Source organism: Streptomyces sp. NPDC025784 (assembly GCF_055558435.1).
Window position 1 is genome coordinate 141,322 of record NZ_JBVHMN010000023.1, and the last position, 26,202, is coordinate 167,523.

A 26,202-nucleotide genomic window follows, 5' to 3' on the forward strand; every position below is an offset into this window, starting at 1 on the left:
GCACGGGTGTTGGGTCGGCAGGTGCGGCGTACTGTGATGTCGGGCGAGGTTCGGAGGCGGCACGGGGGACAGCACGATGACCGAGTACGACGGGGACCATCTCGACTTCCGGGGCGGGAATTTCACGGGTCCCTTCACCGCGAAGGCCGAATTCCACGAGCACGGGCCGGCGCCCACCGCGCTGGACGCGCTGCCCATGCGGGTCGGCGGCTTCACCGGCCGGGACAGCGAGCTGCGGGTGCTGCTGGACGTGCTGGCCCCGTCCAAGTCCGGCGGTCCCGCCACGGTCGTCGTCACCGCCGTGTCGGGGCTCGGCGGCATCGGCAAGACGGCGCTCGCGGTGGAAGCGGCGCACCAGGCGTGCGAGCGGGGCTGGTTTCCCGGCGGAGTGCTCTTCGTCGACCTGCACGGATACGACTACAACGAGGAATCCGTCAGCGCCGAACAGGCCCTGGAGGCTCTGCTGCGGGCCCTCGGCACCGCGTCCCAGCACATCCCGAGCAGGGCGGAGGAGCGGGCCGCGCTGTACCGCTCGGCGCTGGCCGAGCGGGCCCGCGAACGGGGACCGATGCTGATCCTGGCCGACAACGTCGGCCTGTCGGAGCAGGTGCGGTTCCTCCTTCCCGGCGGCGGCGTCAACCACCGCCTCCTGGTGACCTCCCGCGAACGTCTGCCCCAGCACGGGGCCAGACTCCTGCCGCTGGACGAGCTGACCCCCCGGGCCGCGTTCGACCTCCTCGACCGGGCCCTGAGGCTGGCGGATCCCCACGACCACCGGATCCGTCACGAGGCCGCGGCCGCCGAGGAGCTCGCCTCGCTCTGCAAGCACCTGCCGCTCGCCCTCCAGATCGCGGCCGCCCGCCTGGCACTGGACCGGTCGAAGCCGGTCGCCGAACTCACGGCCGAACTGACGGAGCTACGGGACCCGCTCGCCCTCGACGACGGCGAGCGCAGCGTCCGCGCCGCCTTCGAACTGTCCTACCGCCGGCTGTCGCCCGAGCAGACCCGCCTCCTCGGACTGCTCGCGCTCGCACCCGGACCCGAAGTCACCACACAGGTCGTCAACGCGCTGATCGGCGCAGAGAGCCCACCGGTGCGGACCCTGGAGGCACTGGCTCGCGCCCATCTCGTCGAACAGGGCACCCGGCGCGGCCGATGGCGGCTGCACGACCTCGTGAAGGCGTTCGGGATCGACATGGTGAAGCGGGACCCGGCGCTCGCACAGGAGGGGGAAGCGGCCCGCTCGCGGGTGCTCGCGTTCTTCTGCCGGTGGACGGGGGACGCGGACGCCCGGCTGCGCTGGCTGGACGGAATGCCGGAGCCCGAGCTGTTCGCCGACCGGGCGGCGGCGCTGGAGTGGCTGGACGAGCAGCGGGCCGGACTGGTGGCGGCCGTGCAGTGGGCGCAGGAGGAGCGGTACGCCGCCGCGGCCGTACGGCTGGCCGAACTGCTCGCCGTCTACCTGGACTGGCGGCGCCACTTCGACGACCTGATCGTGGTGAGCAGCGCCGCCCAGCAGGCCGCGGAACACGCCGGGGAACATCGCAGCGAGGCCGCCGCCTGGAGCAATCTGGGCAACGCCCTCGGCGGCGCGGGCCGGGCGGCGGACGCCATCGAGGCCCTCACCCACGCCCGGCAGCGCTATCAGCTGGCCGGCGACCGGCACGGTGAGGCGATCGCCTTGAGCAGCCTCGGCGCGGCCCTGCGCGACGAGGACCGCCCCGCGGACGCGATCGACGCGCTCAACAGCGCTCTCGCGCTGTACCAGCTCACGGCCGGGGACCGGCACCGTGAGGCCATCGCCTGGACCACCCTCGGTCTCGCGCTGGCGCAGGACGGCCGCGCGGCGGCGGCCATCAACGCCCACACCCGCGGCCAGGGACTGTTCAGGGCGACCGGGGACCGCCACCGCGAGGGCATCGCCTGCAACAACCTCGGCAGCGCGCTGATGCAGGCGGGACGCGTGCGGGAGGCGATCGAGTCGTACCGCAGAGCCGTGGGGATCTACCACGAGTTCGAGGACTGGTACCGGACCGGCCGGGCCCTGGAGAACCTCGCGCGGGCCCACGGAGCGGCCGGCGCCCCGCACCAGGCACGCGACTGCTGGCTCCGGGCCGCCCGGGCCTTCACCGAGGCCGACGCCCCCGACCGGGCCGCGCGGGCTCTCGCCGAGGCCGAGGTGCCGGCGCCCGCACCGGCCGAATCCGGCTGGGGATACCCGCACGGGTCCGGTCCGCCGCTCCCCGGCTTTCCGGGCGTCTCAGCCCTTGACCGCACCCCCCAGTGCGAATCCTCCGCCGAGGCGGCGGGCGACCAGTACGTACAGGAGCAGGACCGGCGTTGAGTAGATGATCGAGAACGCCGCCAGCTGCCCGTACACCACCATGCCGCGGTTGCCGAAGAACTCGTTGATGCTCACGGACGCCGGCATCTGGTCCGGTGTCAGCAGCAGCATGAAGGGGACGAAGAAGTTCCCCCACATCATGACGAAGGAGAAGACCGTCACGACGGCCACGCCCGGCCCCATCAGCGGCAGCACGATGCGCACCAGGGACTGGAGGGAGGACGCCCCGTCCGTCCAGGCCGCCTCCTCCAGCTCCTTCGGCACCCCGTCCATGAAGTTCTTCATCAGCCAGATGGCGAAGGGCAGTTGGGAGGCGGCGAAGAAGTAGATCGTGCCCTGCATGGTGTCGATCAGATTCACCTGCACGAACAGCGCGTACACCGGCACCATGATCGCCGTGATCGGCAGGCTCGTCGCGAAGAGGATCGTCAGGAGGAACGGGCGGTTCAGGCGCGAGCGGAAACGCGACAGCGGATAGGCCGCCAGCGCCGCGCACACCACGGTGAGCAGGGTGCCTCCGCCGCACAGGATCAGACTGTTGAGCAGGGGGGTGAAGGTGATGTCCGGTTTCAGGACGGCGTCGAAGTTGGACAGGGTGAGGCCGTCCGGCGCCTTCACCCGCAGATCGGCGTGCGCGTCCAGCGAGGACAGGACCACCCAGGCCAGCGGCAGCGAGAACGCCGCCGCCACGACGAGGAGCCCGGCGTCCGCGGCCAGCCTCCGGCCCGTCCGGCGCGACTTGAGGGTCACACCCCGCCCGGTGGGACGCGACTTGAGCGTCGTCCCGCGGGTCAGTACGGCCATCTCACACCTCCGTCCGCAGCAGGCGCATGTAGACCAGCGAGAACAGCGAGCCCACCACCAGGAGCAGCAGCGCCACCGCCGTCCCGTACCCGATCATGCTCTTCTGGAAGGCCTGCTCGTACATGAACAGCGGGAGGGTCTGGCTGCGGTTGCCCGGGCCACCGCGCGTCATCACCCAGATCAGCCCGAAGACGGACAGCGTCTGCAGGGTGTTGAGCATCAGGTTCGTGCCGATGGAGCGGCGGATCATCGGCAGGGTGATGTGCCACAGGCGCCGCCAGCCACCGGCTCCGTCGACCTCGGCGGCCTCCGTGATCTCCTTCGGGATCTCGTTCAGGGCAGCCGAGTAGACCAGCATCGAGAAGGCCGTCCCGCGCCACACGTTGGCGAAGGACACCGCGAGGATCGGCAGGGTGAACATCCAGTTCTGGGTGGGGAGATGGAGCCATTCGAGGATGACGTTCAGCGTCCCCTCACGGCGGAAGAAGGCGTACAGCAGGAATCCCGCCACCACCTCCGGCAGCACCCAGGCCGTGACGACGATCCCGCCGACCACGGTGCGGACGGGCTTGGACGCACGCTGCATGAGCGAGGCGAGCGCCAGACCCAGCGTGTTCTGGCCGAGCAGTGACGAGACCACCGTGAACACCAGCGTCAGCCAGACGGCGTTGCGGAACGCGTCGTCCCGGAACGCCGCACGGAAGTTCTCCAGGCCGACGAAGGACGACTGGGCCTGACCGGTGAGCTGGAGGTCGGTGAAGGCGATGTACGCGCAGTAGGCGATCGGGCCGGCGAGGAAGAGCAGCAGCAGGACGACGGCCGGGGCGAGCGGCAGGGCACGGGTCAGGGAGCGCAGGAGACCTCCCCGGCGCACGGGGGCGGACGTCTTGCCCACCGTGCCGACCGGGGACGCCGTGTGCGTACCGACGCTCACTTCTCGATCACTTGGTTGTCGGTGGCCGCCTTCAGTTCCTCGTCGTAGCCGCTCGCCGCCTTGTCGACCGAACTGTCACCCGTGGTGACGCTCTCCATGGCCTCCTGGATGGCGGTCGAGACCTTCGGGTACGCCGGGTACGCGGGCCGGTAGTGCGTGCTCGCGACCAGGTCGGTGAAGAACTTGATGCCGGGCTGCGCCTGCACGTAGGCGGGGTCGGCGGCGACGTCCTTGCGCACCGCGATACCGGAGTTGGCGATGTACCACTTCTGGGCGTTGGCCTTGGTCTGCATCGTCTCGATGAACTTGAAGGCCAGGTCGGGGTTGGCCGCCTTGGCCGGGATCGACCACGTCCAGCCGCCCGACATGCTCACCTTGCCCGGTGCCTGGCCGTGCTGGGTGGGCATGTAGGCGAGGCCGAGCTTCTGGGACCACTCGGGCCATTCGTGCCCGGCCCCCTTCAGCCAGTCCTGCGGGAGCCAGCTGCCGTCGAGGTTGATGCCGAGCTTGCCCTTGGGCAGCAGCTCGCCGCGGATCCGGGTCTGGATGTTGGGGTCCAGGGCGTCGGGGACGTCGAGGCCGAGCTTCTCCTTGTAGACCGTCTCCACGAAGCCGAGGGAGTCCTCGAAGGCCTGGCCGGGGGCGATCCACTTCTTCGAGGCGGAGTCGTACAGGGGGTCGGACCGTCCGTCGCCCGTCCCGTACAGCAGCATCTCGAAGCCCTGCATGGTGGCGGCCTCACCGGCGGGTTTGCCGGTGTAGACGTTCAGGGGCGTGACGCCGGGGACCTTCTTCTTGATGGTGCGCGCGGCGGACAGGACGTCGTCCCACGTCTTCGGCTGCCAGTCCTCGGGCAGGCCCGCCTTCTTGAATATCCCCTTGTCGAACCAGAGGCCGCGGGTGTCCGTGCCGTCCGGGACGCCGTACGTCTTCCCGTCCTGCGCCTTCGCCGCCGCCTTCGCGGTGTCGATGAACTGGCCCCAGTCCGACCACTTGTCGAGATAGGTGTCGAGGGGCTTCAAGTACCCGCTCGTGATGTCGGAGTTGATGAGGAAGGTGTCCTCGTAGACCAGGTCGGGGGCCGTCTTGGGCGACCTGAGCATCTGCTGGAGCTTGGTGTAGTACTCCGAGTCCGGGGCCTTGATCGGGACGAGCTCGACCTTCTTGCCCGGGTTGGCCTTCTCGAACTGCTTCTTCATGTCGGCCAGGTAGGTGTCCATCACCCGGACCGAGTTGTCGGTCGACTGTTTGAAGGAGATCTTCACGGTGTCGGGGTCACTCCCCGACCCGGATCCGCATGCGGTGAGTGTGGTGGCGGCGAGCACTGTCGCGAGCAGAAGTGGGGTGGCGGTGGGGCGCACGGGCACGACCTCCTACTGACCGACATCGTTGTCGGGCGAGCTGAGTTGTCTGCTCGGTGAACTTAGGAGGTGTGCGTATGTCAGGTCAATGACCTTGCGGCGGCTCGGGCTTGGGCGGCTTCGTCGTCGGCGTCGGCCCGGGCGAAGACGTCGGCGGCCTTCTCGAAGTAGGTGCGCTTCGATGCGTCCGGTACAGATCGCGGGCCTTGGTGTGGGCGTCGACCGCGGCCTCGACATCGCCCAGCATGCGCATGGCATAACCGAGGCTGTTCAGATGGCGGCCTCCTCGGCGGGGTCACCGACGAGGCAGGCGGCGTCGCGATCCGGCACCCCCGGCTCGCGGGAGGCGGGAGGCATCGGTGCTCGCCCTCCCACCGACTTCGCCACGAACGGCCCGTGGAACGTGCTGCCCCGGAAATCGAGATGGTCGCCGCCGTACTCGGAACGGGGAAAGGGGCCCTCCTGGGAGCCGGAGTCGTCCGGGGTGCCCGGAGGGGCCGTGCGGTCGCGCAGGGGCCGGTGCTTGCGCAGGATCGCGACCATCGCCGCCGCGGCCTCGTCGGCGGCGCGCGGCTGGGAGCCCGACGCGTCGGCCGCCGCCTTCCCCACGTCTGCGGAGTCGCTGATCCCGCGGATCACGAGCGCGTCCAGCCGATCGCTGAGGTGCGCCGCATGGGCGACTCCCGAGCCCTCCATCTCGATGGCGGCGGCGTCGTTGTAGTGGGTCCTGAGATGCTCGGCGACGTCCGACTTCGCGTCCGCCAGCACGATATCGCCGACGGCGATCGGTTTCAGGTGCACCTTGCCGCGCAGGGCGAACCGGGCGGCCTGTTCCAGGCGGTGGGAGGAACGCCAGGCCTCGGGGCGGACGTGGAAGCCCTTGTCGGTCTGTTTGCCGCCGTGGATGCCGTACACCTTCGTGCCCACCACGACGTCGCCGATCTCGATGTCGTCCTTGAGTCCGCCCGCCACGCCCACGAAGAGCAGCGCCTCGGGGCGCAGCCAGGCCACGATGCGCTCGGTGAGCACGGCCGCGTTCAGGGCGCCCTCGCCCAGTTCCGCCACGGCCACGTACCAAGGGGTGTCGGCGAGCCGGCCCCGTTCCACCCGCGTCCCCGCGGGATGTTCCAGTTCCTCCGCGTCCGAGAGCCGTCGGCGCACGGCCTCGTACTCGGACGGGAGCGCGGTGAGGACCACGACGGTGGGTTCTGACTCCGGCACACTCTTAAGGTACTGCCAAGTCGCCTGCCCAGAGGGCGTGTTGGTGCTCGCAGGAGAAGGGGGAGGCGCACGTGTCGGAGCAGGGCGTCAACGGGGGGCAGTTGCTGCTCGCCGAGTACCAGAGCGTGAAGGACGAGCAGCGGGCGCGGATCGGGTTCCGGGACAATCTGCTGTACGTGACGCTCGCGGTGGTGGCCGCCGTCGTCGCCGCGTCCGCGCAGGCCAGGCAGGCGGCCATGCTGCTGGCGCTGCCGCCCGTCTGTGTCGTCCTCGGGTGGACCTACCTGGTCAACGACGAGAAGATCTCCGCGATCGGGGCGTACGTCAGGGGCGAGTTGGGGCCGCGACTCGCCGAACTCACCGGAGGCGAGGCCGCCTTCAGGTGGGAGACCGCCCATCGCGGCGACGCGCGCAGGGCGTCGCGCAAGGTCATCCAGTGCGGGGTCGATCTGCTCGCGTTCTGTCTCGTGCCGCTCGCGGGGCTGGTCGTGTACTGGGCGAGCGGTCAGGTCTCCGCCGGGCTGGTGGCGCTGTCGGTGGCCGAGGCGCTGGCGGTCGCGGGTCTGGGAGTCCAAGTGGTGCTGTACGCGCAACCTTTCGCCGCGCCGGTGGGTCCACCTTCTGCGGGTTGACGGTCATTGGTCCGTTTCGCGTGTCCGGGGGGAGACGTCATGCCCCGCCGGCGTGTGCCACTCGGGATCTGCGCCAAGTGCGCGGGCAAGATCAACGGCCGGGCGGTCATCCTCCCCAACGGCTGAACCCGCCGCCCGGTCAGCCCTTGACCCAGCGGTACTGCAGCTCCGGCCGCCCCACCTGACCGTACTGCGGAGCACGTGCCGCCCGCCCGGCCTCGACCAGGTGCTCCAGATAGCGCCGGGCCGTGATCCGGGAGATCCCGACGGCCTCGGCGACCCCGGCCGCCGTCAGACCGTCGGCGCAGTCCCGGAGGACGACGGAGACACGTTCCAGGGTCGGGGCACTCAGCCCCTTGGGGAGCGCGGCCGGACCGGGAGCGCGCAGGGTGGCCAGGGCGCGGTCCACCTCGTCCTGGCCGCTCGCCTCACCGGCCGCCGCGTGGAACTCGGCGTAACGGACCAGCCGGTCGCGCAGGGTGGCGAAGGTGAACGGCTTCAGCACGTACTGCACCACCCCGAGCGACACCCCCTCGCGCACCACGGCCAGATCCCTGGCGGACGTCACCGCTATCACGTCCGCGTGGTGACCGGCGGCGCGCAGCGAGCGGGCCAGTTGCAGCCCGTGCACGTCCGGCAGATGCAGATCGAGGAGCAGCAGGTCCACCGGTGTCCGGTCCAGCGCGCGACGGGCCTCCGCGCCCGTGTGGGCCTTGCCGACCGCGGTGAACCCGGGCACCCGCCCGACGTACATGACGTGCGCGTCGGCGGCGACCGGGTCGTCCTCGACGACCAGGACGCGGATCGGGTCGGTCATGCGTCGCCTCCGGGCAGAGCGGGCTGGACGGCCTCGGGCCGCGCGGGCCCGGGCACGGTGGACATCGTGGACCGCTCGGCCGGCGGCACCGCGGGCAACGGCAACCGCACCTCGAACTCCGCCCCGCCCCCGGCCGCCTCGCGCACCGTCAGCCTGCCCGCGTGACGCCCCACGGTCTGCCGCACGAGCGCCAGCCCCAGACCGCGTCCGCCCGGCCCCGCCGGCTTCGTGGTCCAGCCGCGCTGGAAGAGCTGTTCGGTGTGCGCCGGATCCACCCCGGCACCGGTGTCGGCGACCCGCATCACCAGCACGGACTCGTCGGTGTACGCCGTCACCGTGACCCGGGCGCCGGTCGTCCCCTGCGCCGCGTCCACCGCGTTGTCGATCAGATTGCCCAGGACGGTGACCAGGTCCCGGGAGGGCAGGGAATCCGGGAGCAGACCGTCGTCGATGGCGCTGTCGTCGGACACCACCAGCTCCACACCCCGTTCGTTCGCCTGCGCCGCCTTGCCGAGCAGCAGCGCCGCGAGGACCGGCTCACTGACCGCCGCCACCACCTGGTCGGTCAGCGCCTGCGCCAGTTCCAGCTCCGCCGTGGCGAAGTCGACGGCCTCGTCGGCACGGCCCAGCTCGATGAGGGACACCACGGTGTGCAGGCGGTTCGCGGCCTCGTGCGCCTGGGAGCGCAGCGCCTGGGTGAAGCCGCGCTCCGAGTCGAGCTCGCCCGTCAGGGCCTGGAGCTCGGTCACGTCGCGCAGGGTGACCACCGTGCCACGGCGTTCACCACCGGAGACCGGGGACGTGTTGACGACCAGCACACGGGACGCGGTCAGGTGCACCTCGTCGACGCGCGGCTGCGCGGACAGCAGCGCGCCGGTCAGCGGGGCGGGCAGCCCGAGGTCCGCCACCGAACGGCCCACCGCGTCGTCACTCACGCCGAGCAGCTCCCGCCCGCCGTCGTTCATCAGCGCCACCCGGAACTGCCCGTCCAGCATCAGCAGTCCCTCGCGCACGGCGTGCAGCGCCGCCTGGTGGTAGTCGTGCATGCGGCTGAGCTCGGCGGCGTTCATGCCGTGCGTGGAGCGGCGCAGCCGGGCGTTGATGACGTACGTGCCGATGCCGCCGAGGGCCAGGGCACCCGCCGCGACCCCGACGAGGGCGGTGACCTGGTCCTGCACCCGCTTGGTGATCGCCTCGACCTTGATGCCGGCACTGACGAGCCCCACGATGCGGCCGTCGTCCCGGATCGGGGTGACGGCGCGGACGGACGGGCCGAGCGTACCGGTGTAGGTCTCGGTGAAGGACCGGCCCGCCAGTGCGGGACCGGTGTGGCCGAGGAAGTGCTGGCCTATCCGGTTCTCGTCGGGATGGGTCCAGCGGATGCCCCGCGGGTCCATGATCGTCACGAAGTCGACGCCGGTGTGCCGCTGCACCCGCAGCGCGTACGGCTGCAGGTCCTTCGAGGGGTCCTCGGTGCGGATCGCCGCGTGCACCGAGGGCGCGTCCGCGACGGAGCGCGCCACGCCCATGGCCTGCCGGCCCGCCGACTCCTCGGCCTGGCTGCGGTCGCTGACATAGGTGAACAGCGCGTACCCGGCGACGAGCACCGCGATCAGCACGGCCTGCATCGCGAAGAGCTGCCCCGCCAGGCTGCGGGGGCGCGGGGCACGGGGGAAACGCATGCCGTCAGTCTGCCTCGCCTGATAAGCGCGAACTAAATGAACAGAAGGGTGACCGCCCTCACAGCCCGGGAGATAGTCACCGCATCGCCCGGGAGTCCACGCCTCCCGGATTCCCCGGACGTGAGCCGCACGCCGGGTTCCGCCGGACGTGAGCCGCACGCCGGATGATGCCGACGACGTCGTCAAGGAGGGCAGCCGTGGCCAGTACATCCCCAACGGCACCTGACGCGCCCGCTGTGAAGCGGGACCGCACGCACTACCTCTACATCGCCGTGATCGCCGCGGTGGGCCTCGGCATCGCCGTCGGGTTCGCCGCGCCGGACTTCGCCGTGGAGCTGAAGCCGCTCGGTACGGGCTTCGTCAACCTGATCAAGATGATGATCTCGCCGATCATCTTCTGCACGATCGTGCTCGGCGTCGGCTCGGTGCGGAAGGCCGCCAGGGTCGGCAAGGTCGGCGGGCTCGCGCTCGGCTACTTCATCGCCATGTCCTTCGTGGCGCTGGCCATCGGCCTGGTCGTGGGCAACATCGTCCACCCGGGCAGCGGGATGCACCTGACCGAGGCCGTGAAGGGCGTGGGGCACACCCAGGCCGAGGCCGCCGCCGAGGGGCCGGTCGACTTCCTGCTCGGGATCGTTCCGACCACGTTCGTGTCGGCCTTCACCGAGGGCCAGGTGCTCCAGACGCTGCTCGTCGCGCTGCTCGTCGGTTTCGCCCTGCAGGCCATGGGGCGCCAGGGCGAGCCGGTGCTGCGGGGCGTCGAGCACATCCAGAAGCTGGTCTTCCGCGTCCTCGGCATGATCATGTGGGCGGCACCCGTCGGCGCCTTCGGCGCGATGGCCGCGGTCATCGGCGAGACCGGCATGGACGCGCTCAAGGCGCTGGCCACCATCATGTTCGGCTTCTACATCACCTGCTTCCTCTTCGTCGTGATCGTGCTGGGCACGCTGACGAAGCTGGTGGCCAGGGTCAGCCTCTTCCAGCTGCTGAAGTACCTGGGCCGTGAGTTCCTGCTGATCGTGTCCACCTCGTCGTCCGAGTCCGCGCTGCCGCGGCTCATCGCGAAGATGGAGCACCTGGGCGTCAGCCGCCCCGTCGTCGGCATCACCGTGCCGACGGGTTACTCCTTCAACCTCGACGGCACGATGATCTACCTGACGATGGCCTCGCTGTTCATCGCCGACGCGATGGACCAGTCGATGAGCATCGGCCAGCAGATCGGGCTGCTGCTCTTCATGATGGTCGCCTCCAAGGGCGCGGCCGGCGTCTCGGGCTCCGGTATCGCCGTCCTGGCCAGCGGTCTCCAGTCGCACAAGCCCGCCCTGGTGGACGGTGTCGGCCTGATCATCGGCATCGACCGCTTCATGAGCGAGGCGCGTGCCGTCACCAACTTCGCGGGCAACGCGGTGGCGACGCTGCTCATCGGCACCTGGACGGGCGAGGTCGACAAGGACCGCGTCAACCGTGTCCTCGCCGGTGAACTGCCCTTCGACGAGCGGACGTTGCTGGACGACGACAGCGCCGGCCGGAGCGAGCTGCCCGAGCAGGGCGGCGAGAAGGAGCTGGCGAAGGCGTAGGACTTTTGCGAACAGGGCGTGCCTTCCTGAACGGGGCGCGCCCTGCCGACGGGGGTGTCCGCCCGGTCGGGTACGCCCCCCGAGGTCGCCGAGCGGCCGGGTTCTTCCCCCGTGGACCCGGCCGTTCGGTGTGTCAGGCGCTCAGTTCGGCCACCAGCTCGGTGGCGCGCGAGGCGGGCACGCCGGCCGTGGTCAGGATGGTGACCGCGGCGGAGCGGCCCGCCTCCTGCGTGGGCAGCAGTCCGTCGTTCACCGCCTCCATCAGGGCGAACAGTGTCTGTTCGTGGACGTAGGCCAGTGCGTACGGGGGCAGCGGCGACTCGAAGACGCCCTGGTCGAGGCCCCGCTGCAGGATGTCCGCGCAGGATTCGCGGACGGGGGTGAGGCGGTCCCGGATGCCCTGCATGGTGACGCTGCGCTGGGCGAGGGCGACGAGCAGCCGGTAGCGGTCGGCGATCTCCCAGACGGCGAGCGTGGAGCGGACCAGTGACTCGGCCGGGTCGGTGACGCCTTCGCGGCCGGCCGCGTGCGCCGCCGCCACCGAGTCCACCGCCTCGTCGACGAGGTCGCTGATCAGGGCCTCACGGTTCTGGAAGTGCCCGTACACCGTGCGCCGTACGACGCCCGCGGCCCGTGCGATCTGGTCCATGGACGCGTCGGGGTCGCGCAGCAGCTCGGCGAGGGCGACGTCGAGGATGCGGCGGCGGTTCACGTCCGCGCGGCTGAGGTTACCCGTGGTCATGACCCCCATTCTGCCTGTCCTTCGTCGGCCGCCGTCCGTCGTGCGCCGACCTCCCGTCCTCGGGCACAAGGCCTCCACCTCCTCGATTTGCACAGTACTGTGCAGCGACGTACATTGCACATCGTTGTGCAAATGCACAGTGCTGTGCAAGTGGATCTCGCGGTACACGCGTTCGCGCCGGCCGACCGCCGTGCGCGTCGACCGAGGAAAGGGCGACCCGTAGCCATGCGTCTCGTCATGAACGAACCCGTCGAGAGGATGGAGCGTCCCTACGCCCGGCGCTGGTGGGCGCTCCTGGTGCTCTGCCTGAGCCTGCTGATCATCGTGATGGCGAACACCGCCCTCACGGTCGCGGCACCCGACATGACCCAGGACCTGGGCCTGTCCAGTGCCGATCTGCAATGGGTGATCGACGGCTACACCGTCCCGTACGCCGCGCTGATGCTGCTGCTCGGCGCGATCGGCGACAAGTACAGCCGTCGTGGCGCCCTGGTCCTCGGGCTCGTCGTCTTCGGGGGCGGCGCCGTCGCCGGGTCGCTCGTCGACGGCTCCACCGGGGTGATCGCGACCCGCGCCGTGATGGGTGTCGGGGCCGCGCTGATCATGCCGGCGACCCTCTCCCTGCTCGCCGCGACCTTCCCCCGCGCGGAGCGGGCCAAGGCGATCACCCTGTGGACCGCCACCGCCGGACTCGCCATCGCGGCGGGCCCGCTGGTCGCCGGAGCGCTTCTGGAGCACCACGGCTGGTCGTCCACGTTCCTCATCAACGTGCCGATCGCCGCGGTCGCGATCGTCGGCGCCCTCGTCCTCGTACCGCCGTCCAAGGCGGCGCACCGGCACCGCATCGACTACGTGGGCGGCCTGCTGTCGGTGGTCTGGATCGGCTCGCTGGTCTACATGATCATCGAGGGTCCGCACTTCGGCTGGGGCGTCAACGCCGTCACCGCCGCGGTCGTCGCGGGCGTCGGCCTCACGCTGTTCGTAGTGTGGGAACTGCGCCACCCGCGTCCGGTGGTCGACGTACGCCGATTCGCCCATCGCGGCTTCGCGGGCTCGAACCTCGCCGTCGCGCTCTTCTTCCTGGCCGTCTTCGGCGCCTTCTACTACCTCACCCAGCACCTCCAGTTCGTCCTCGGCTACGACGCGCTGGACACCGGGGTGCGCATGCTGCCGCTCGCCGGAGCCGTCTTCGTCGGCTCGGCGCTCACCGGTTACCTCACCCCGCGCGTCGGCATGAAGATCACGGTCACCGCGGGCATGGTCGGCGGCACCGCGGCGCTCGCCCTGCTCACCCGGGTCGACGCGGCATCGTCGTACGGCGATCTCGTCGTGCCCCTCGTGGTCCTGGGACTCGCGATCGGGCTCGCCCTGTCGCCCTGCACGGACGCCATCATGGGCGCGTTCCCCGAGTCCGAGCTGGGCGTCGGCGGCGCGGTCAACGACACCTCGCTGGAACTCGGCGGCTCGCTCGGCATCGCCGTCCTCGGCTCGGTCCTGTCGAGTGCGTACTCCTCGCACCTGTCGGACGCGACGGCGGGCAGCAGGCTCCCGGCGAACGCCCTGTCCACCGCGCAGGATTCGGTCGGCGCCGGATACGCCGTCGCCCAGGGCATCGGGGACAGGGCCCGCCAGGCCGGCGAACAGGCCGCCCACGCGGGCAGTCCCGAGCAGGCCGCGCAGCTGAAGGCCCAGGCCGGCCAACTCGCCGAGGGCGCACGTCGGATGGCGGACGCGGTGGGCTCGTCCTTCTCGGACGCGGTGGCACACACGAGCCTCGTCGGAGCGGTGATCCTGGCTGTGGGCACGGTGCTCGTCGCCTTCCTCCTGCCCCGGAAGGCGCGTACGGGCGCCGAGGGCCTCGAAGCCGAGGCCGGAGCCGGAGCCGGAGTCGGACCCGAGGTCGAGACCGAGGGCGGCGCCGCGCAGGAGGCGCCCGACGGCGCGGTCGAGGAGAAGGACGCGCCCGAGCCCGCGAGCGGAGCCCGTCGCTGACCCTTTCTTGAACATCCGTTCGCAACCGTGACCCTGAGGGCCGCCGTCTCGTAGGACATGCATCACCGTGCCGTGCCGGTCGGACCGGCACGGCACGGCACGTTCGGCAAAGGACACGGAGCATGAAGATCGATTGGGACCGGCGCACCTGCGCCCGGCGCGGTCACGTCACGTACGCGCCCGACGAGCGGGCCCTGCGCGAGCGGCTGCGCGCCGAGACGGGTCTCGGCGAGGCCTGGCGCTGTCTGCGCTGCGGCGACTTCGCGCTCGGCGACCCGCACGGGTCCGGGCCCGCCGACGAGGCCCCGCTCGTACCGCGCGGCAAGGTCCTGCGCGACCTGTTCATCCTGCGCTTCCTCGCCGTCGAGCGGGCCGTGCGCGGGGTGTTCATCGTGCTGGTGGCGGCGGCCGTCTGGAAGTTCAGCAACAGCCAGGACGCGGTGCGCCGGCTCTTCGACGAGTACCTCGACGTCTTCCGCCCGGTCTTCCGGCACTTCCACTACGACCTCGACCACTCACCCGTGGTCGGCACCGTCCAGAAGACCTTCGGCTACCGGCACTCCACCCTGGTGCTGGTGGCCGTGCTGCTCCTGGTGTACGCCGCGATCGAGCTCGTCGAGGCGGTCGGCCTCTGGTACGCCAAGCGCTGGGCGGAATACCTCACGGTCGTCGCCACCGCCGCCTTCCTCCCGCTGGAGATCTACGAACTCACCGAGCACGTCAGCTGGTTGAAGATCACCACACTGGTCCTCAACATCCTCGCGGTGCTCTACATCGCCCTGGCCAAGCGGCTGTTCGGACTGCGCGGCGGCCACCGGGCGTTCGAGGCGGAGCGGCACAGCGCCTCGCTGCTGGAGGTGGAGGAGTCGGCGGGCCTCGAACCCGCCCACGCGTAGCGGCCCCGTCCCGTCGCGGTGCGCCCCGAGCCCCTGCGCGGGCACGGGGCCGTCCGCAGGACTCCGCGTCCGCCGCATGCTTACCTTTTGGTCAGTAGCTGACCGAATAGTCGGTACTTGTGGGAAGTTGTCCACCCGACCAGCATGGCCGGCATGACGAACGACCTGGAGAACACCGCTGTCGCCGTGCTCGGTCTGGTCGCCATGGGACAGGCCCTCGCCGCCGCCTTCCTCCGCGCGGGGCACCGCACCACCGTCTGGAACCGCTCGCCCGGCAAGGGCGACGACCTCGTCGCGCAGGGCGCCCGCCGCGCGGACAGTGCCGAGGAAGCCGTCCGTGCCGCCGAGCTGGTCGTCGTCTGCGTCGTCGATCACGGGGCGGTGCGGGCCGTCCTCGACTCCACCGCGGACGAGCTGCCGGGACGCGTCCTGGTGAACCTGACGTCGCACACCCCGAGCGGGCCCGCGCCGCCGCCGCCTGGGCGGACGAGCGCGGCATCGACCACCTCGACGGCTCGATCATGGTCCCGGTCCCGGTGATCGGCGGGCCCGACGCGCTGGTCTTCTACAGCGGGCCGCGGGCGGCGTACGACAAGCACGAGAGCGCGCTGAGGGCGCTCGGCGGGCGACCCGCGTACCTGGGCGAGGACCCGGGCCTCGCCGCCGTGTACGACCTGGCGCTGCTCGACTTCTTCTACTCCAGCATGGCGGGACTCGTGCACGCCTTCGCGCCGGCCGGGGCGGACGGCGTCCCGGCCGCCTCGCTCGCCCCCTACCTGGACACCATCGCCGCCATCCTGCCGCCCATCGCGGCCGGCACCGCCGAGGACATCGACGCGGGACGCTATCCCGGCGCCGCCGCGAGCCTCGCCATGATGGCCGCGGGAGCGGGCCATGTGCTGGAAGCCGCCGAGCACCGCGGCCTCGACGTGAGCACCCTGCGCTCGGTCAAGGAGATCGCCGACCGTGCCGTCGCCCGCGGTCACGCGGCCGACAGCTGGGCGAGCACCGTCGAGGTCGTCCGGGGGTGACCGGCCGGGCGGCGCGCCCTACCGGCCGGTCGTCGCGTCGAGGCGGTCCAGCTCCTGAGGAGTCAGGACCAGGTCGGCCGCCGCGGCCGAGTCCCGGATGGTCTCGGGTCGGCTCGCGCCCGGGATCGGGATCACGGTCGGCGACTGCGCCAGCAGCCAGGCCAGACAGACCTGCTGGGGGCTGACCCCGCGTTCGCGGGCCACCGCGTGGAAGGCCCCGAAGGGGCCGGACCGCGGCCCGGTCCCCGGTGGGGCGCCCGTCGCGGACCGCGCCGTGGGCGGGCCGTCCAGGGAGCTGCGCGAGATCCCGCCCAGCGGGCTCCAGGGCAGGAAGGCGATGCCCAGCTCGGCGCACAGCCGCAGCGCTTCCTCACTGTCCCGGACCGCGGGCGAGTACTGGTTCTGCACCGAGACCAGCCGGTCGCCGAGGATCGCACGGGCGGCGCGGATCTGCGCGGTGGTGGTGTTGGAGATGCCGGCCAGCCGGACCGTGCCCTCGTCGAGGAGTTCGCGCAGCGCGCCGACGGACTCCTCGAACGGGACGGACGGGTCGGGCTTGTGCAGCTGGTAGAGGCCGATCGCGTCCACCCCGAGGCGCTTGAGCGAGGCCCGCGCGGCCGACTTCAGATGGCGTGGCGAACCCGTCACCGTCCAGCTGCCGTCGGCGGGTCTGCCGCGTCCGCCCTTCGTGGTCACCAGAACGTCGCCCGTGTCTTTGCCGTACGTCGCCAGCGCGCGGGCCACCAACTGCTCGTTGTGGCCGGGTTCGGCGCCCGGCAGGTGGTAGGAGTCGGCCGTGTCGAGCAGGGTCACGCCCGCGTCCAGAGCGGCGTGCACCGTGGCCAGGGCCCGCGCCTCGTCCGGGCGGCCCTCGATGGACAGGGGCATCGCGCCGAGGCCGATCGCGCCGACGTTCACCTCTCCCAGAGTGCGGTGGCGCATGTCAGCCGTTCTCCTTTCCGAGCGTCTCGGCGACCGCGCGCGGCAGCCACTCGTCCGTCCCGCCGAAGGTGAAACCGAGCTTCTTGGCCCGGGAGTTGTCCATGCCGTAGAAGCGGGCGAACGAGAACGGGGAGACCTCCCCGACCTCGACGCTCCGGAAGACGGTCCTGCCCCCGGGGACGTGGACCGCCACCGCCGCGCACAGCTCCTCGGTGGTGAGCACCCCGTGGGAGGCGGCGTTCACCGGGCCGGTGAAGTCCTGGCCCGCCACCCAGACGAGGAAGTCCGCGATCTCCTCGACATGGACGTAGGTCGCCGGGCGGTTCACGGCGGGCACCGCGATCGGATCGCCCGTGCGGATGCGGTCCGCGTAGTGGTCGAGGCGCCCGGTGAAGTCGTCGTCGCCGCCCAGCACATGGGCGACGCGGACGGCCACGTACGGGAAGGCGGGACCGGCCGCGAGGACCGCCTCGGCCTGCCGCTTGCCCTCGCCGTAGTGCGTCTCCAGGAACTCCGGGTCGTCCCAGGGCAGCGTGAGGTCGACGGCGACGGTACGGGGATCCACGGCCTCCTCGCCCACGAGGTCCACCGAGTCCTCGTACTCGTACACCTCCACGGTCGACGTCATCACATAGCGCCGGGTGCGGTCCGCGAAGACGCGCCGCGCGATCCGGGCCTGCCGTGGCGTGTAGCAGACCTGGTCGATCACGACGTCGAACGTCCGCGAACCCAGCGCGTTCTCCAGGGACTTCTCGTCATTGCGGTCCGCGACGAGATGAATTGCCCCCGCGGGCGGTGCCGACGACCCCCGGTTGATCACGGTGACCCGGTCTCCCGCGGCCAGCAGCCTGGCTATCAGACGCTTTCCGAAATACCGGTTTCCGCCGATGACACATATCTCGCGCATGACGAACGCCCCCCATCCGCTTCGCATTCCGTGTGGCCCGGCGTGCTTCGAAGCCTTCGGCGGGCCGGTTCTTGTGGTGATAATTCTCCCGTCGTACGCAGGAGGTCTGAAGGGGGAGACATGGGAGATCCGGCCGCGGCACAGAAGGAACCACGGCATCTGCGCGCAGCCGCCAACGAAACGTCGGTGGCCTTCGACGCGCTCGACCGGCAGATCCTGGAGGAGCTCCAGAGCGACGGCCGGATCAAGCTCAGCGAACTCGGCCGCCGCGTCCGGCTGAGCCCGGCGGCCGTCGCCGAGCGCGTCCGCCGCCTGGAGTCGGCAGGCGCCATCACCGGCTACGGCGCCCATGTCTCGCCGCCTCGCCTCGGCTACGGCATCCAGGCCTTCATCCGGGTCAATCCGCACGGCGGCTACACCCTGAAGCACCCGAGGACGCTGGAGCTGCTGGAGCGACCCGAGGTCGTGGAGGTCCACCACGTCGTCGGCGAGGACTGCTGGATCCTCAAGGTGGCCGTCGAGGACACCATCCACCTGGAGGAGATCCTGGAGCAGACCTCCGCGCTGGGGCGTACGACGACGTCGATCGTGCTGTCCTCCCCGGTGGAGCGGAAGCCGCTGCTGCCGCCGGCCTGAACCCGCGGCGGCCGGGCCGGCACCGGACGGGCCGGTCGGGCGCCCGGAGGGTTTGCCTTGACGTCGGCGTCAAGGACTACCGTCGCAGGCATGCGAATCGGCGAGCTGGCGGCACGCGCCGGGACGACCACCCGGACCCTGCGCTACTACGAGTCGCGGGGGCTGCTGCCCGCGCGGCGCGGCGAGAACGGTTACCGCACCTACGACGAGCACGACCTGCGGCTGCTGCGGCAGATCAGGACACTGCAGGACTTCGGGTTCGACCTGGAGGAGACACGCCCCTTCGTGGAGTGTCTGCGGGCCGGGCACCCCGAGGGCGACTCGTGTCCCGCGTCGCTCGCGGTCTACCGCCGCAAGCTCGGTGAGCTCGACACGCTGATCGAGGAGCTGCGGTCGGTGCGCGCGCAGGTCGCCGGGCAACTGGTGCGGGCGGAGCACGCGCGAGACGAGCTGGCGGCCGAGTCGGGGGTTCCGGGCGGCCCGGAACCGGTATGCGAACTGGGAGGGCAGACGTGGTGATCAAAGCGGCGGGTGTGGCCGAGGTGACGGACGCGGACTTCGAGACGGAGGTGATCGGGGCGGACCTGCCCGTGCTCGTGCAGTTCACGGCCGACTGGTGCGGACCGTGCAGGCAGCTCGCCCCGGTGCTCGGCGACATCGCCTTCGAGGAGGGCGACCGGATCAAGATCGTCCAGCTGGACGTGGACAGGAACCCCGAGACGACCATCGCGTACGGCGTGCTCTCGACGCCCACGCTCATGGTGTTCCGCGGTGGGGAGCCGGTGAGGTCGATGGTGGGCGCCCGGCCCAAGCGACGGCTGCTGGAAGAGCTCGCCGACGTGCTCTGACCGCACCCGGCGAACGAGCCCGCATCCGGGCCGATATACGAGAAATCCCCCTGGCGATTGCGCTCGGGGGATTTCTTTGCGTATATTCGATGGTTCGCGACTTCAAGAGAATTGAGTCGCGAAGAAGTTCACTGGCCACAGTATATCCGGGCGGGAGCGGAATTGTCAAACAGGGGCTCACACACAGAATTTCCCGACGATGAATTGCGGAGAGAGCAGGAATTCATCGACGGGCTGTACGCGCGCGTGGACGCCCTGCGCGGGGTCACCGAGGCGTCCGTCGAGGACGCGCTCGCCCAGGGCAACACGCCCATGCAGGCGCGGCTCGAACGGGACGTGCTGGTCGCCGAGCGCTCCGGCCTGCTCGCCGCGCTGAACGCCGTCGACGGATCGCTCTGCTTCGGCCGCATCGACCTCGCCCCCGACCCCTCCTCGTCCGGGCAGGGGGAGTCCCCGTCAGGGGTCAGCCACCACATCGGCCGCATCGGCATCCGCGCCGACGACACCGAACACACCCCGGTCCTCATCGACTGGCGGGCCCCGGTCGCCCGACCCTTCTACCTGGCCACCGGCCACACCCCCATGGGCCTGCGCCGCCGCCGGCACATCACGACCGAGGGCCGGCGCGTCACCGGTCTGCACGACGAGATCCTCGACCTCGGCGACCGCGAACGCACCGGACACGAGGACCCCACCGGCGACGCCGTACTGCTCGCCGCGCTCAACGCGGCCCGTACCGGCCGTATGAGCGACATCGTGCAGACCATCCAGGCCGAGCAGGACCGGATCATCCGCGCACCGCACCGGGGCGTGCTCGTCGTCGAGGGCGGGCCCGGCACCGGCAAGACCGCCGTGGCTCTGCACCGCGCCGCCTACCTGCTCTACGAGCACCGCGAGCTGCTGGCCAAGCGCGCCGTCCTCATCGTCGGCCCCAACCCGGCCTTCCTCGGCTACATCGGCGAGGTGCTGCCCTCGCTCGGCGAGACGGGCGTCCTGCTCGCGACCGTCGGCGAACTGTTCCCCGGTGTGCACGCCACGGCCGGCGACACCCCCGAGGCCGCCGCGGTGAAGGGCCGCGCCGACATGGCCGACGTCCTCGCCGCGGTCGTCCGCGACCGTCAGGCGCTGCCCGATCCGGTCATCGCGATCGAGCACGACAGGGACGTCCTGATGCTCGACGCCGGCCTCGTGCAGGTCGCCCGCGAACGCACCCGGGAGGCCGGGCTGCCGCACAACGTGGCGCGCGAGCACTTCGAGGGCCACATCCTCAACACCCTCACCGACATGCTCGCCGAACGCATCGGCACGGACCCGTTCGACGGGTCCAACCTCCTCGACCCCAGCGACATCACGCAGATCCGCGACGAGCTGGCCGAGAACCCCGAGGTCTGGTCCGCGGTCGACCAGCTGTGGCCGCGGCTGACACCGCAGCGCGTCGTCGCGGACTTCCTCGCCGCCCCCGAGACCCACCTCGGCGAACAGGACGCCGCCGCCGTGCGCCGCCCCGTCACCCGGGAATGGACCACCGCGGACGTCCCCCTCCTCGACGAGGCCGCCGAACTGCTCGGCGAGGACGACCGCGTCGCCCGCGCCCTCGCCGACCAGGAGCGCCGGACCCAGGTCGCCTACGCGCAGGGCGTGCTCGACGTGTCGTACGCCTCGCGGACGTACGAGTTCGAGGACAAGGACGAGGAGGACTCCGAGATCCTCTCCGCGCACGACATCATCGACGCCGAACGAATGGCGGAACGGCACGAGGAGGACGACCTCCGCAGCGCCGCCGAGCGGGCCGCCGCCGACCGGACCTGGGCCTTCGGCCACATCATCGTCGACGAGGCGCAGGAACTGAGCCCGATGGCCTGGCGGTTGCTGATGCGCCGCAGCCCCACCCGGTCGATGACCCTCGTCGGCGACCCGGCACAGACCGCGGAGTCGGCCGGGGTGGGCTCCTGGGAGGAGATCCTGGCCCCCTACGTCGAGGACCGCTGGGAGCACACGCGGCTCGCCGTCAACTACCGGACCCCGTCGGAGATCATGGACCTCGCCGCGGCCGTGGTCCGGGCCGAGCAGCCCGGCTTCGAGCCGCCGCGGTCCGTGCGGTCGACCGGGGAACGGCCCTGGGTGCGGGACGCCGGCGCCGATCTGCCCGGAGCCGTCGCCAAGGCGGTGGCCGAACTGACCCCGGCCGAGGGGCGGCTCGCGGTGATCGCGCCGCGCCCGTTGCACGGCGCACTGGCCGAGCGGCTGGACGGGGTCACGGCGGGGGCCGAGCCCGACCTGACACAGGACGTGGTGCTGCTCGATCCGCGGCAGGCCAAGGGGCTGGAGTTCGACTCCGTACTCGTGGTCGACCCGGCGTCGTACGGCACGAGCGACCTGTACGTGGCGCTGACCCGCGCCACCCAGTCGCTGGGCGTGCTCCACACCGGGACGCTGCCCCCGGCCCTGAGCGCACCCGAACCGGCCTGAGTGGCGGCGTCGTCGAGCGCCGGACGCCCTGGATCAGGCCGTCCGGCGCTCGATGCGGCTACGCGGGCCGGAGCCAGATCGTGGCGAGCGGGGGCAGGGTCAGCCGGATGCCGGCCGGGCGGCCGTGCGCCGGGTGGGGTTCGGGTTTGACCGGGTCGGGGTTCAGGACGTCGCTGCCGCCGTAGCGGCCGGCGTCGGTGTTGAGGACCTCGTGCCAGGCCGGCACGTCCTCGGGGACGCCGATGCGGTAGCCGTGCCGCACGACGGGGGAGAAGTGCGAGACGGCGAGCAGTGGGGTGCCGTCGGCGTCGTACCGCAGGAAGGCGAGCACATTGTCCTCGGCGGCGTCACCGGCGATCCAGCTGAACCCGGAGGACTCGGTGTCGCGCTGCCACAGCGCGGGCTCGCGGCGATAGACCGCGTTGAGATCGCGCACGAGGTCGCGGACGCCGCGGTGGTCGGGTTCGGCGGGGTAGGCGGGGTCGAGGAGCCACCAGTCGGGGCCGTGCGCCTCGGACCATTCGGCGCCCTGGGCGAACTCCTGCCCCATGAAGAGGAGTTGCTTGCCGGGGTGGGCCCACATGAAGCCGAGGTAGGCGCGCACGGTGGCACGCTGCTGCCACCAGTCTCCGGGCATCTTGGAGACCAGTGAGCCCTTGCCGTGGACGACCTCGTCGTGGGAGATGGGCAGGACGTAGTTCTCGCTGTAGGCGTACACCATCGAGAAGGTCATCTCGTTGTGGTGGTACCTGCGGTGCACCGGATCGTGGGCCACATAGCCCAGCGAGTCGTGCATCCAGCCCATGTTCCACTTCAGCCCGAAGCCCAGTCCGCCGAATCCGCCCGGACCGTTGTGGTGGGTGGCGCGGGTGACGCCGTCCCAGGCCGTGGACTCCTCGGCGATGGTGACGACGCCGGGGTTGCGGCGGTAGACGGTGGCGTTCATCTCCTGGAGGAAGGCGACCGCGTCCAGGTTCTCGCGTCCGCCGTGCTCGTTGGGGACCCACTGTCCGGGTTCGCGCGAGTAGTCGAGGTAGAGCATGGAGGCGACCGCGTCGACGCGCAGGCCGTCGATGTGGAACTCCTCGCACCAGTAGACGGCGTTGGCGACGAGGAAGTTGCGGACCTCGTGCCGTCCGTAGTCGAACTCGAGGGTGCCCCAGTCCGGATGGGCGGCACGCAGCGGGTCGGCGTGCTCGTACAGCGGACGTCCGTCGAATTCGGCGAGGGCCCAGTCGTCGCGGGGGAAGTGCGCGGGCACCCAGTCCATCAGGACGCCGATGCCGGCCCGGTGCAGGGCGTCGACGAGGTACTTGAAGTCGTCGGGGGTGCCCAGTCGTGCGGTGGGGGCGTAGAAACCGGTCACCTGATAGCCCCACGACCCGCCGAAGGGATGCTCCGCCACCGGCATCAGTTCCACATGCGTGAAACCCAGGTCCGACACGTAGGCGGGGAGCTGCTCGGCGAGCTGGCGGTAGGTGAGACCGGGGCGCCAGGACGGCAGGTGCACCTCGTACACGGAGAACGGCGCCTCGTGCGTCGCCCGCAGCCCCCTGCGCGACATCCACTCCGCGTCCCGCCACTCGTGGTGGGAGGCGTGGACGATCGACGAGGTGCGGGGCGGGGTCTCGGTGCGCCGGGCCATCGGGTCCGCGCGCAGCGTGAGCGTCCCGTCCGGGCGGGTGATCTCGAACTTGTAGAGCTCGCCCTCGCCGATCGCGGGCACGAACAGCTCCCACACCCCGGAGGAGCCGAGCGACCGCATCGGATGACCCGTGCCGTCCCAGAAGTTGAAGCCGGCGGCGAGACGCACACCGCGCGCGTTGGGCGCCCACACGGTGAACCGGGTGCCGGTCACGCCCTGGTGGACCATCGGCTGCGCGCCGAGGGCCCGCCACAGTTCCTCGTGCCGGCCCTCGCCGATCAGATGCAGGTCGAGTTCGCCCAGCGCGGGCAGGAAGCGGTACGCGTCCTCGGTCTCCTGGACCGCGTCCTCGTACGCCACGAGCAGCCGGTACGACGCGGGGACGTCACGCAGCGGCAGCAGTCCCGAGAAGAACCCGTCCCCGTCGTCGTGCAGTTCGGCGCGCAGCTGGTCCGTCACGACGGTGACCCCGAGCGCGTACGGGCGGAAGACGCGGAAGGCCACACCGTCCGGCACCGGATGGGCTCCGAGCACGCCGTGCGGATCGTGGTGGGTGCCGGCGAGGAGCCGTTCCCGGTCGCCGGGGCCGACGCCCGGGAAGTAGGGCGCGGGGTCGGCGACGGGTCCCGGCGCCTGCTCCGGGATGCGGGCCTGCTCCGGGACCGGTGCCGGGTCCGCGGTCCCCTCCGGGCAGGGAAGCTGCCTCGGGACCTTCGCTGAACTCGTGGACTTCCGCGTCTTCGCGGCCTTCGGCGCCTTGCTCGCGGCGGACTTCCCGGCCGCCGCCCCGGCCGGGGACTTCCCGGCCGCGGTCTTCCCGTTCGCGTCCTTGGCCGCGGCCGGCTCGGCAGCCCCCGCCGCCCCCTTCGCCGTCCCGGAAGCCTTGGGGGTCTTCCCGGCCGCCGTCGGGCCGGCCGCCGCCTTCTTGGCGGCAGCCGACTTCTTCGCGCCGGACTTCTTCGCGCCGGTCTTCTTCGGACTGTCGTCGGACGGAGGGCGGGGCGTCACGGGCAGGGCCTCCTCGGCAGGATCGGGTGACATCGCGGGACCAGGTGAATCGGAGGGAGCAGGTGAATCGGAGGGACCAGGGGAGAGGGGTTCAGGGCGACGCGGCCAGCCGGCGCACCGCCGTCATCGGCACCGGCAGCCAGTCGGGCCGGTGCCGGGCCTCGTACAGCACTTCGTAGACCGCCTTCTCCGTCTCGTAGGCCCGCAGCAGGACGGGGTCGGTGCGCGGGTCGAGGCCGGCGGCCTCCGCGTAGCCGGTGCAGTACGCGGCGCGGCAGGCGTCGGCCCAGCCGGGTATCAGGGGGGCGGGCGCACCGGCGGCGCCCGGGGCGCCGGGGACCGAGTGGGCGGCGTAGTCGAACGAACGGAGCATGCCCGCGATGTCACGCGCCACGGGCTGCGGCATCCGGCGCTCGGCGAGCGGCTTCGACGGCTCGCCCTCGAAGTCGATGAGCGACCACTGTCCGGTGGGGGAGCGCAGACACTGCCCCAGGTGCAGATCGCCGTGGATGCGCTGCGCGGTCCAGGTGTGTCCCTCGGCGGCCAGATCGGCCAGCGCCTCGAACGCGGTGAGCAGGCCGGGCGCGTAAGGACGCAGGGCGGGCACCGCCTGCGTCGCCGCCGCCAGACGCTCGGTCATGCCGTCGACGAGCAGCTCCATCTGCGCGCGGCCCAGCGTCACCGTGGGCAGCGCACCGGCGAGCGCCGTGTGCACCTCGGCGGTGGCCCGGCCCAGCGCCCGCGCCTCACCGGCGAAGTCCTCGCCCTTGGCCAGTTCGCGCAGCGCCAGCTCCCAACCGTCCGACGCGCCCTGGACGAACGGCTGGAGCACACCGAGGACGGACGTCTGCCCGCCCAGGTCCGCGAGCATCCACGCCGCGGGGGCCGGTACGCGCGCACAGCCCGCCCGGGACAGCGCCAGCGGCAGTTCCAGATCGGGATTGGTGCCCGGCACGATCCGGCGCAACAGCTTGAGAATAAACGTATCTCCGTAGACGATCGACGAGTTGGACTGCTCCGCCGTCATCAGGCGCGGCACCAGGTCCCTGCGGATCTCCTGGCGTGTGTCCCGCTCGAAGCGCAGCTCGCCGACCCGGGCCCGGCTGCGCAGCGCTTCCAGCAGCAGCCCGGCGGGGCGCGGGTCGTACAGCGCCTCGTACACGGTGCGCCCGGCCAGTGGCCCCTCGTCCGGATGCCCGATCAGCGCGGGCGCGAGCCGTGGCGGCAGCGCCTCCCGCACACCGATGAGCAGTTGATAGCAGTCGCCCGGCTGCGGAGCGGCACCCTGCGCCGGAGTGAGTGGCTGATGTGCTCGTAAGAGGAGGTGGAGCAGGCCCGCCTTCGCCCCGGGCGGCAGCAGGTCCACCGCCGAGACCAGCGAGAATCCGGTCACCGGACGCCCCTTGCCCGCGAACCAGCGCTGCCGCGGCAGCCACTCCCGCAGCAGTGGATCGAGGGACGCGAGAAGCTCGGGGCGTGCGACGGGGGCCGTTGCAGAGTGGGTTGCGGCTTCCGACATGGCGTCGCGTCCTTTCCCCGGAGTCGGGGTGTTACTGATGCGTGCCCAGGGCGGGGCGGGGGAAACCGCCCCGCCGCCCGGGTCCTAGAGGGCGTCCTTGCGGAGCCGGAACCAGTAGAAGCCGTGTCCGGCGAGGGTGAGCAAGTAGGGGAGTTCTCCGATGGCCGGGAATCGCACGCCGCCGATGAGTTCGAC

21 protein-coding genes and 1 pseudogene are annotated in these 26,202 nt (G+C 71.4%); 10 read left to right on the forward strand and 12 right to left on the reverse strand.

Going from position 1 to position 26,202, the window contains the following annotated elements; genetic code table 11:
• Nucleotides 1-76 precede the first annotated feature (76 nt).
• Nucleotides 77-2,344, forward strand: a complete 2,268-nt coding sequence (locus ACZ4IF_RS37865; RefSeq protein WP_467571605.1) for a tetratricopeptide repeat protein — start codon at nucleotides 77-79, stop codon at nucleotides 2,342-2,344.
• Here the strand turns inward: ACZ4IF_RS37865 and ACZ4IF_RS37870 are convergent.
• From ACZ4IF_RS37870 to ACZ4IF_RS37885, 4 genes are all read right to left on the reverse strand, one after another.
• On the reverse strand, nucleotides 2,261-3,148 hold the full coding sequence (locus ACZ4IF_RS37870) for a carbohydrate ABC transporter permease (protein ID WP_234021344.1): 888 nt from the start codon (nucleotides 3,146-3,148) through the stop codon (nucleotides 2,261-2,263). The genes ACZ4IF_RS37865 and ACZ4IF_RS37870 overlap by 84 nt on opposite strands.
• 1 nt (nucleotide 3,149) lies before the next feature.
• Nucleotides 3,150-4,043 (reverse strand): carbohydrate ABC transporter permease, encoded by an 894-nt coding sequence (locus tag ACZ4IF_RS37875; RefSeq protein WP_467571652.1) that lies wholly within the window; start codon nucleotides 4,041-4,043, stop codon nucleotides 3,150-3,152.
• Nucleotides 4,044-4,078: 35 nt separating this feature from the next.
• On the reverse strand, nucleotides 4,079-5,443 hold the full coding sequence (locus tag ACZ4IF_RS37880) for an extracellular solute-binding protein (protein WP_467571608.1): 1,365 nt from the start codon (nucleotides 5,441-5,443) through the stop codon (nucleotides 4,079-4,081).
• 270 nt (nucleotides 5,444-5,713) lie between these two features.
• Nucleotides 5,714-6,664 carry a 5'-methylthioadenosine/S-adenosylhomocysteine nucleosidase gene (locus tag ACZ4IF_RS37885; RefSeq protein ID WP_467571611.1) on the reverse strand — a complete coding sequence of 317 codons (951 nt, stop codon included), beginning with the start codon at nucleotides 6,662-6,664 and terminating at the stop codon, nucleotides 5,714-5,716.
• Between the two features lie 71 nt (nucleotides 6,665-6,735).
• On the opposite strand from ACZ4IF_RS37885, the gene ACZ4IF_RS37890 reads away from it, so the two are divergent.
• A complete protein-coding gene (locus tag ACZ4IF_RS37890) occupies nucleotides 6,736-7,296 on the forward strand; it encodes a hypothetical protein (protein WP_467571614.1) in 561 nt (186 codons plus the stop codon).
• Nucleotides 7,297-7,435: 139 nt separating this feature from the next.
• Here ACZ4IF_RS37890 and ACZ4IF_RS37895 read toward each other — a convergent pair whose 3' ends face one another.
• Both ACZ4IF_RS37895 and ACZ4IF_RS37900 read right to left on the reverse strand, forming a co-directional pair.
• Nucleotides 7,436-8,113, reverse strand: a complete 678-nt coding sequence (locus ACZ4IF_RS37895) for a response regulator (protein ID WP_359501689.1) — start codon at nucleotides 8,111-8,113, stop codon at nucleotides 7,436-7,438.
• Nucleotides 8,110-9,795, reverse strand: a complete 1,686-nt coding sequence (locus ACZ4IF_RS37900; protein ID WP_467571617.1) for an ATP-binding protein — start codon at nucleotides 9,793-9,795, stop codon at nucleotides 8,110-8,112. Before ACZ4IF_RS37900 ends, ACZ4IF_RS37895 begins: the two co-directional genes overlap by 4 nt.
• Before the next feature lie 164 nt (nucleotides 9,796-9,959).
• Between ACZ4IF_RS37900 and ACZ4IF_RS37905 the strand changes: the two genes are divergently transcribed.
• Nucleotides 9,960-11,372 (forward strand): cation:dicarboxylate symporter family transporter, encoded by a 1,413-nt coding sequence (locus ACZ4IF_RS37905; RefSeq protein ID WP_467571620.1) that lies wholly within the window; start codon nucleotides 9,960-9,962, stop codon nucleotides 11,370-11,372.
• A gap of 133 nt (nucleotides 11,373-11,505) precedes the next feature.
• On the opposite strand, the gene ACZ4IF_RS37910 is transcribed toward ACZ4IF_RS37905, so the two are convergent.
• Nucleotides 11,506-12,123, reverse strand: a complete 618-nt coding sequence (locus ACZ4IF_RS37910) for a TetR/AcrR family transcriptional regulator (RefSeq protein ID WP_467571622.1) — start codon at nucleotides 12,121-12,123, stop codon at nucleotides 11,506-11,508.
• Nucleotides 12,124-12,339: 216 nt separating this feature from the next.
• Between ACZ4IF_RS37910 and ACZ4IF_RS37915 the strand changes: the two genes are divergently transcribed.
• The 3 genes and pseudogenes from ACZ4IF_RS37915 (at nucleotide 12,340) to ACZ4IF_RS37925 (ending at nucleotide 16,033) form a co-directional block, all read left to right on the forward strand.
• Nucleotides 12,340-14,106: an MFS transporter gene (locus ACZ4IF_RS37915; RefSeq protein ID WP_467571625.1), complete on the forward strand. Its 1,767-nt coding sequence runs from the start codon at nucleotides 12,340-12,342 to the stop codon at nucleotides 14,104-14,106.
• 122 nt (nucleotides 14,107-14,228) lie between these two features.
• Nucleotides 14,229-15,002, forward strand: a complete 774-nt coding sequence (locus tag ACZ4IF_RS37920) for a DUF2127 domain-containing protein (RefSeq protein ID WP_467571628.1) — start codon at nucleotides 14,229-14,231, stop codon at nucleotides 15,000-15,002.
• Nucleotides 15,003-15,146: 144 nt separating this feature from the next.
• Nucleotides 15,147-16,033 (forward strand): annotated as a pseudogene (locus ACZ4IF_RS37925) (NAD(P)-dependent oxidoreductase).
• 18 nt (nucleotides 16,034-16,051) lie between these two features.
• Here the strand turns inward: ACZ4IF_RS37925 and ACZ4IF_RS37930 are convergent.
• Nucleotides 16,052-16,975: an aldo/keto reductase gene (locus ACZ4IF_RS37930; protein ID WP_467571630.1), complete on the reverse strand. Its 924-nt coding sequence runs from the start codon at nucleotides 16,973-16,975 to the stop codon at nucleotides 16,052-16,054.
• A gap of 1 nt (nucleotide 16,976) precedes the next feature.
• Complete coding sequence (locus tag ACZ4IF_RS37935; RefSeq protein WP_467571633.1) at nucleotides 16,977-17,882, reverse strand: NAD-dependent epimerase/dehydratase family protein; 906 nt, start codon at nucleotides 17,880-17,882, stop codon at nucleotides 16,977-16,979.
• Nucleotides 17,883-18,002: 120 nt separating this feature from the next.
• On the opposite strand from ACZ4IF_RS37935, the gene ACZ4IF_RS37940 reads away from it, so the two are divergent.
• The 4 genes from ACZ4IF_RS37940 (at nucleotide 18,003) to ACZ4IF_RS37955 (ending at nucleotide 21,835) form a co-directional block, all read left to right on the forward strand.
• A complete protein-coding gene (locus ACZ4IF_RS37940) occupies nucleotides 18,003-18,518 on the forward strand; it encodes an Lrp/AsnC family transcriptional regulator (RefSeq protein WP_359501707.1) in 516 nt (171 codons plus the stop codon).
• Nucleotides 18,519-18,608: 90 nt separating this feature from the next.
• Nucleotides 18,609-19,037, forward strand: a complete 429-nt coding sequence (locus ACZ4IF_RS37945; protein WP_467571637.1) for a MerR family transcriptional regulator — start codon at nucleotides 18,609-18,611, stop codon at nucleotides 19,035-19,037.
• A complete protein-coding gene (trxA, locus tag ACZ4IF_RS37950) occupies nucleotides 19,034-19,366 on the forward strand; it encodes a thioredoxin (RefSeq protein WP_359501724.1) in 333 nt (110 codons plus the stop codon). The genes ACZ4IF_RS37945 and trxA overlap by 4 nt, the downstream gene beginning before the upstream one ends.
• A 144-nt stretch (nucleotides 19,367-19,510) precedes the next feature.
• Nucleotides 19,511-21,835: a HelD family protein gene (locus ACZ4IF_RS37955; RefSeq protein WP_467571656.1), complete on the forward strand. Its 2,325-nt coding sequence runs from the start codon at nucleotides 19,511-19,513 to the stop codon at nucleotides 21,833-21,835.
• Nucleotides 21,836-21,893: 58 nt separating this feature from the next.
• Here ACZ4IF_RS37955 and glgB read toward each other — a convergent pair whose 3' ends face one another.
• The 3 genes from glgB to ACZ4IF_RS37970 all read right to left on the reverse strand — a co-directional run.
• Entirely contained in the window at nucleotides 21,894-24,488 is a 2,595-nt protein-coding gene (gene glgB, locus ACZ4IF_RS37960; RefSeq protein ID WP_467571639.1) for a 1,4-alpha-glucan branching enzyme, read from the reverse strand.
• A 91-nt stretch (nucleotides 24,489-24,579) separates the two neighbouring features.
• The gene (locus tag ACZ4IF_RS37965) at nucleotides 24,580-26,007 is read right to left on the reverse strand and encodes a maltokinase N-terminal cap-like domain-containing protein (RefSeq protein ID WP_467571642.1); all 1,428 of its coding nucleotides are present in this window, start codon (nucleotides 26,005-26,007) and stop codon (nucleotides 24,580-24,582) included.
• Between the two features lie 84 nt (nucleotides 26,008-26,091).
• Nucleotides 26,092-26,202 (reverse strand): alpha-glucosidase C-terminal domain-containing protein (locus ACZ4IF_RS37970; RefSeq protein ID WP_190188581.1); only part of this gene is annotated, 111 nt, incomplete at its 5' end.

Bases quoted from the DNA above. Each gene is read 5' to 3' on its own strand.
- ACZ4IF_RS37935 (WP_467571633.1), bottom strand. From the start codon at position 17,882: ATGCGCGAGATATGTGTCATCGGCGGAAACCGGTATTTCGGAAAGCGT.
- ACZ4IF_RS37865 (WP_467571605.1), top strand. From the start codon at position 77: ATGACCGAGTACGACGGGGACCATCTCGACTTCCGGGGCGGGAATTTC.
- ACZ4IF_RS37945 (WP_467571637.1), top strand. From the start codon at position 18,609: ATGCGAATCGGCGAGCTGGCGGCACGCGCCGGGACGACCACCCGGACC.
- ACZ4IF_RS37870 (WP_234021344.1), bottom strand. From the start codon at position 3,148: ATGGCCGTACTGACCCGCGGGACGACGCTCAAGTCGCGTCCCACCGGG.
- ACZ4IF_RS37930 (WP_467571630.1), bottom strand. From the start codon at position 16,975: ATGCGCCACCGCACTCTGGGAGAGGTGAACGTCGGCGCGATCGGCCTC.
- ACZ4IF_RS37940 (WP_359501707.1), top strand. From the start codon at position 18,003: ATGGGAGATCCGGCCGCGGCACAGAAGGAACCACGGCATCTGCGCGCA.
- ACZ4IF_RS37920 (WP_467571628.1), top strand. From the start codon at position 14,229: ATGAAGATCGATTGGGACCGGCGCACCTGCGCCCGGCGCGGTCACGTC.
- ACZ4IF_RS37905 (WP_467571620.1), top strand. From the start codon at position 9,960: ATGATGCCGACGACGTCGTCAAGGAGGGCAGCCGTGGCCAGTACATCC.
- ACZ4IF_RS37895 (WP_359501689.1), bottom strand. From the start codon at position 8,113: ATGACCGACCCGATCCGCGTCCTGGTCGTCGAGGACGACCCGGTCGCC.
- ACZ4IF_RS37915 (WP_467571625.1), top strand. From the start codon at position 12,340: ATGCGTCTCGTCATGAACGAACCCGTCGAGAGGATGGAGCGTCCCTAC.
- ACZ4IF_RS37900 (WP_467571617.1), bottom strand. From the start codon at position 9,795: ATGCGTTTCCCCCGTGCCCCGCGCCCCCGCAGCCTGGCGGGGCAGCTC.
- ACZ4IF_RS37965 (WP_467571642.1), bottom strand. From the start codon at position 26,007: ATGTCGGAAGCCGCAACCCACTCTGCAACGGCCCCCGTCGCACGCCCC.
- ACZ4IF_RS37910 (WP_467571622.1), bottom strand. From the start codon at position 12,123: ATGGGGGTCATGACCACGGGTAACCTCAGCCGCGCGGACGTGAACCGC.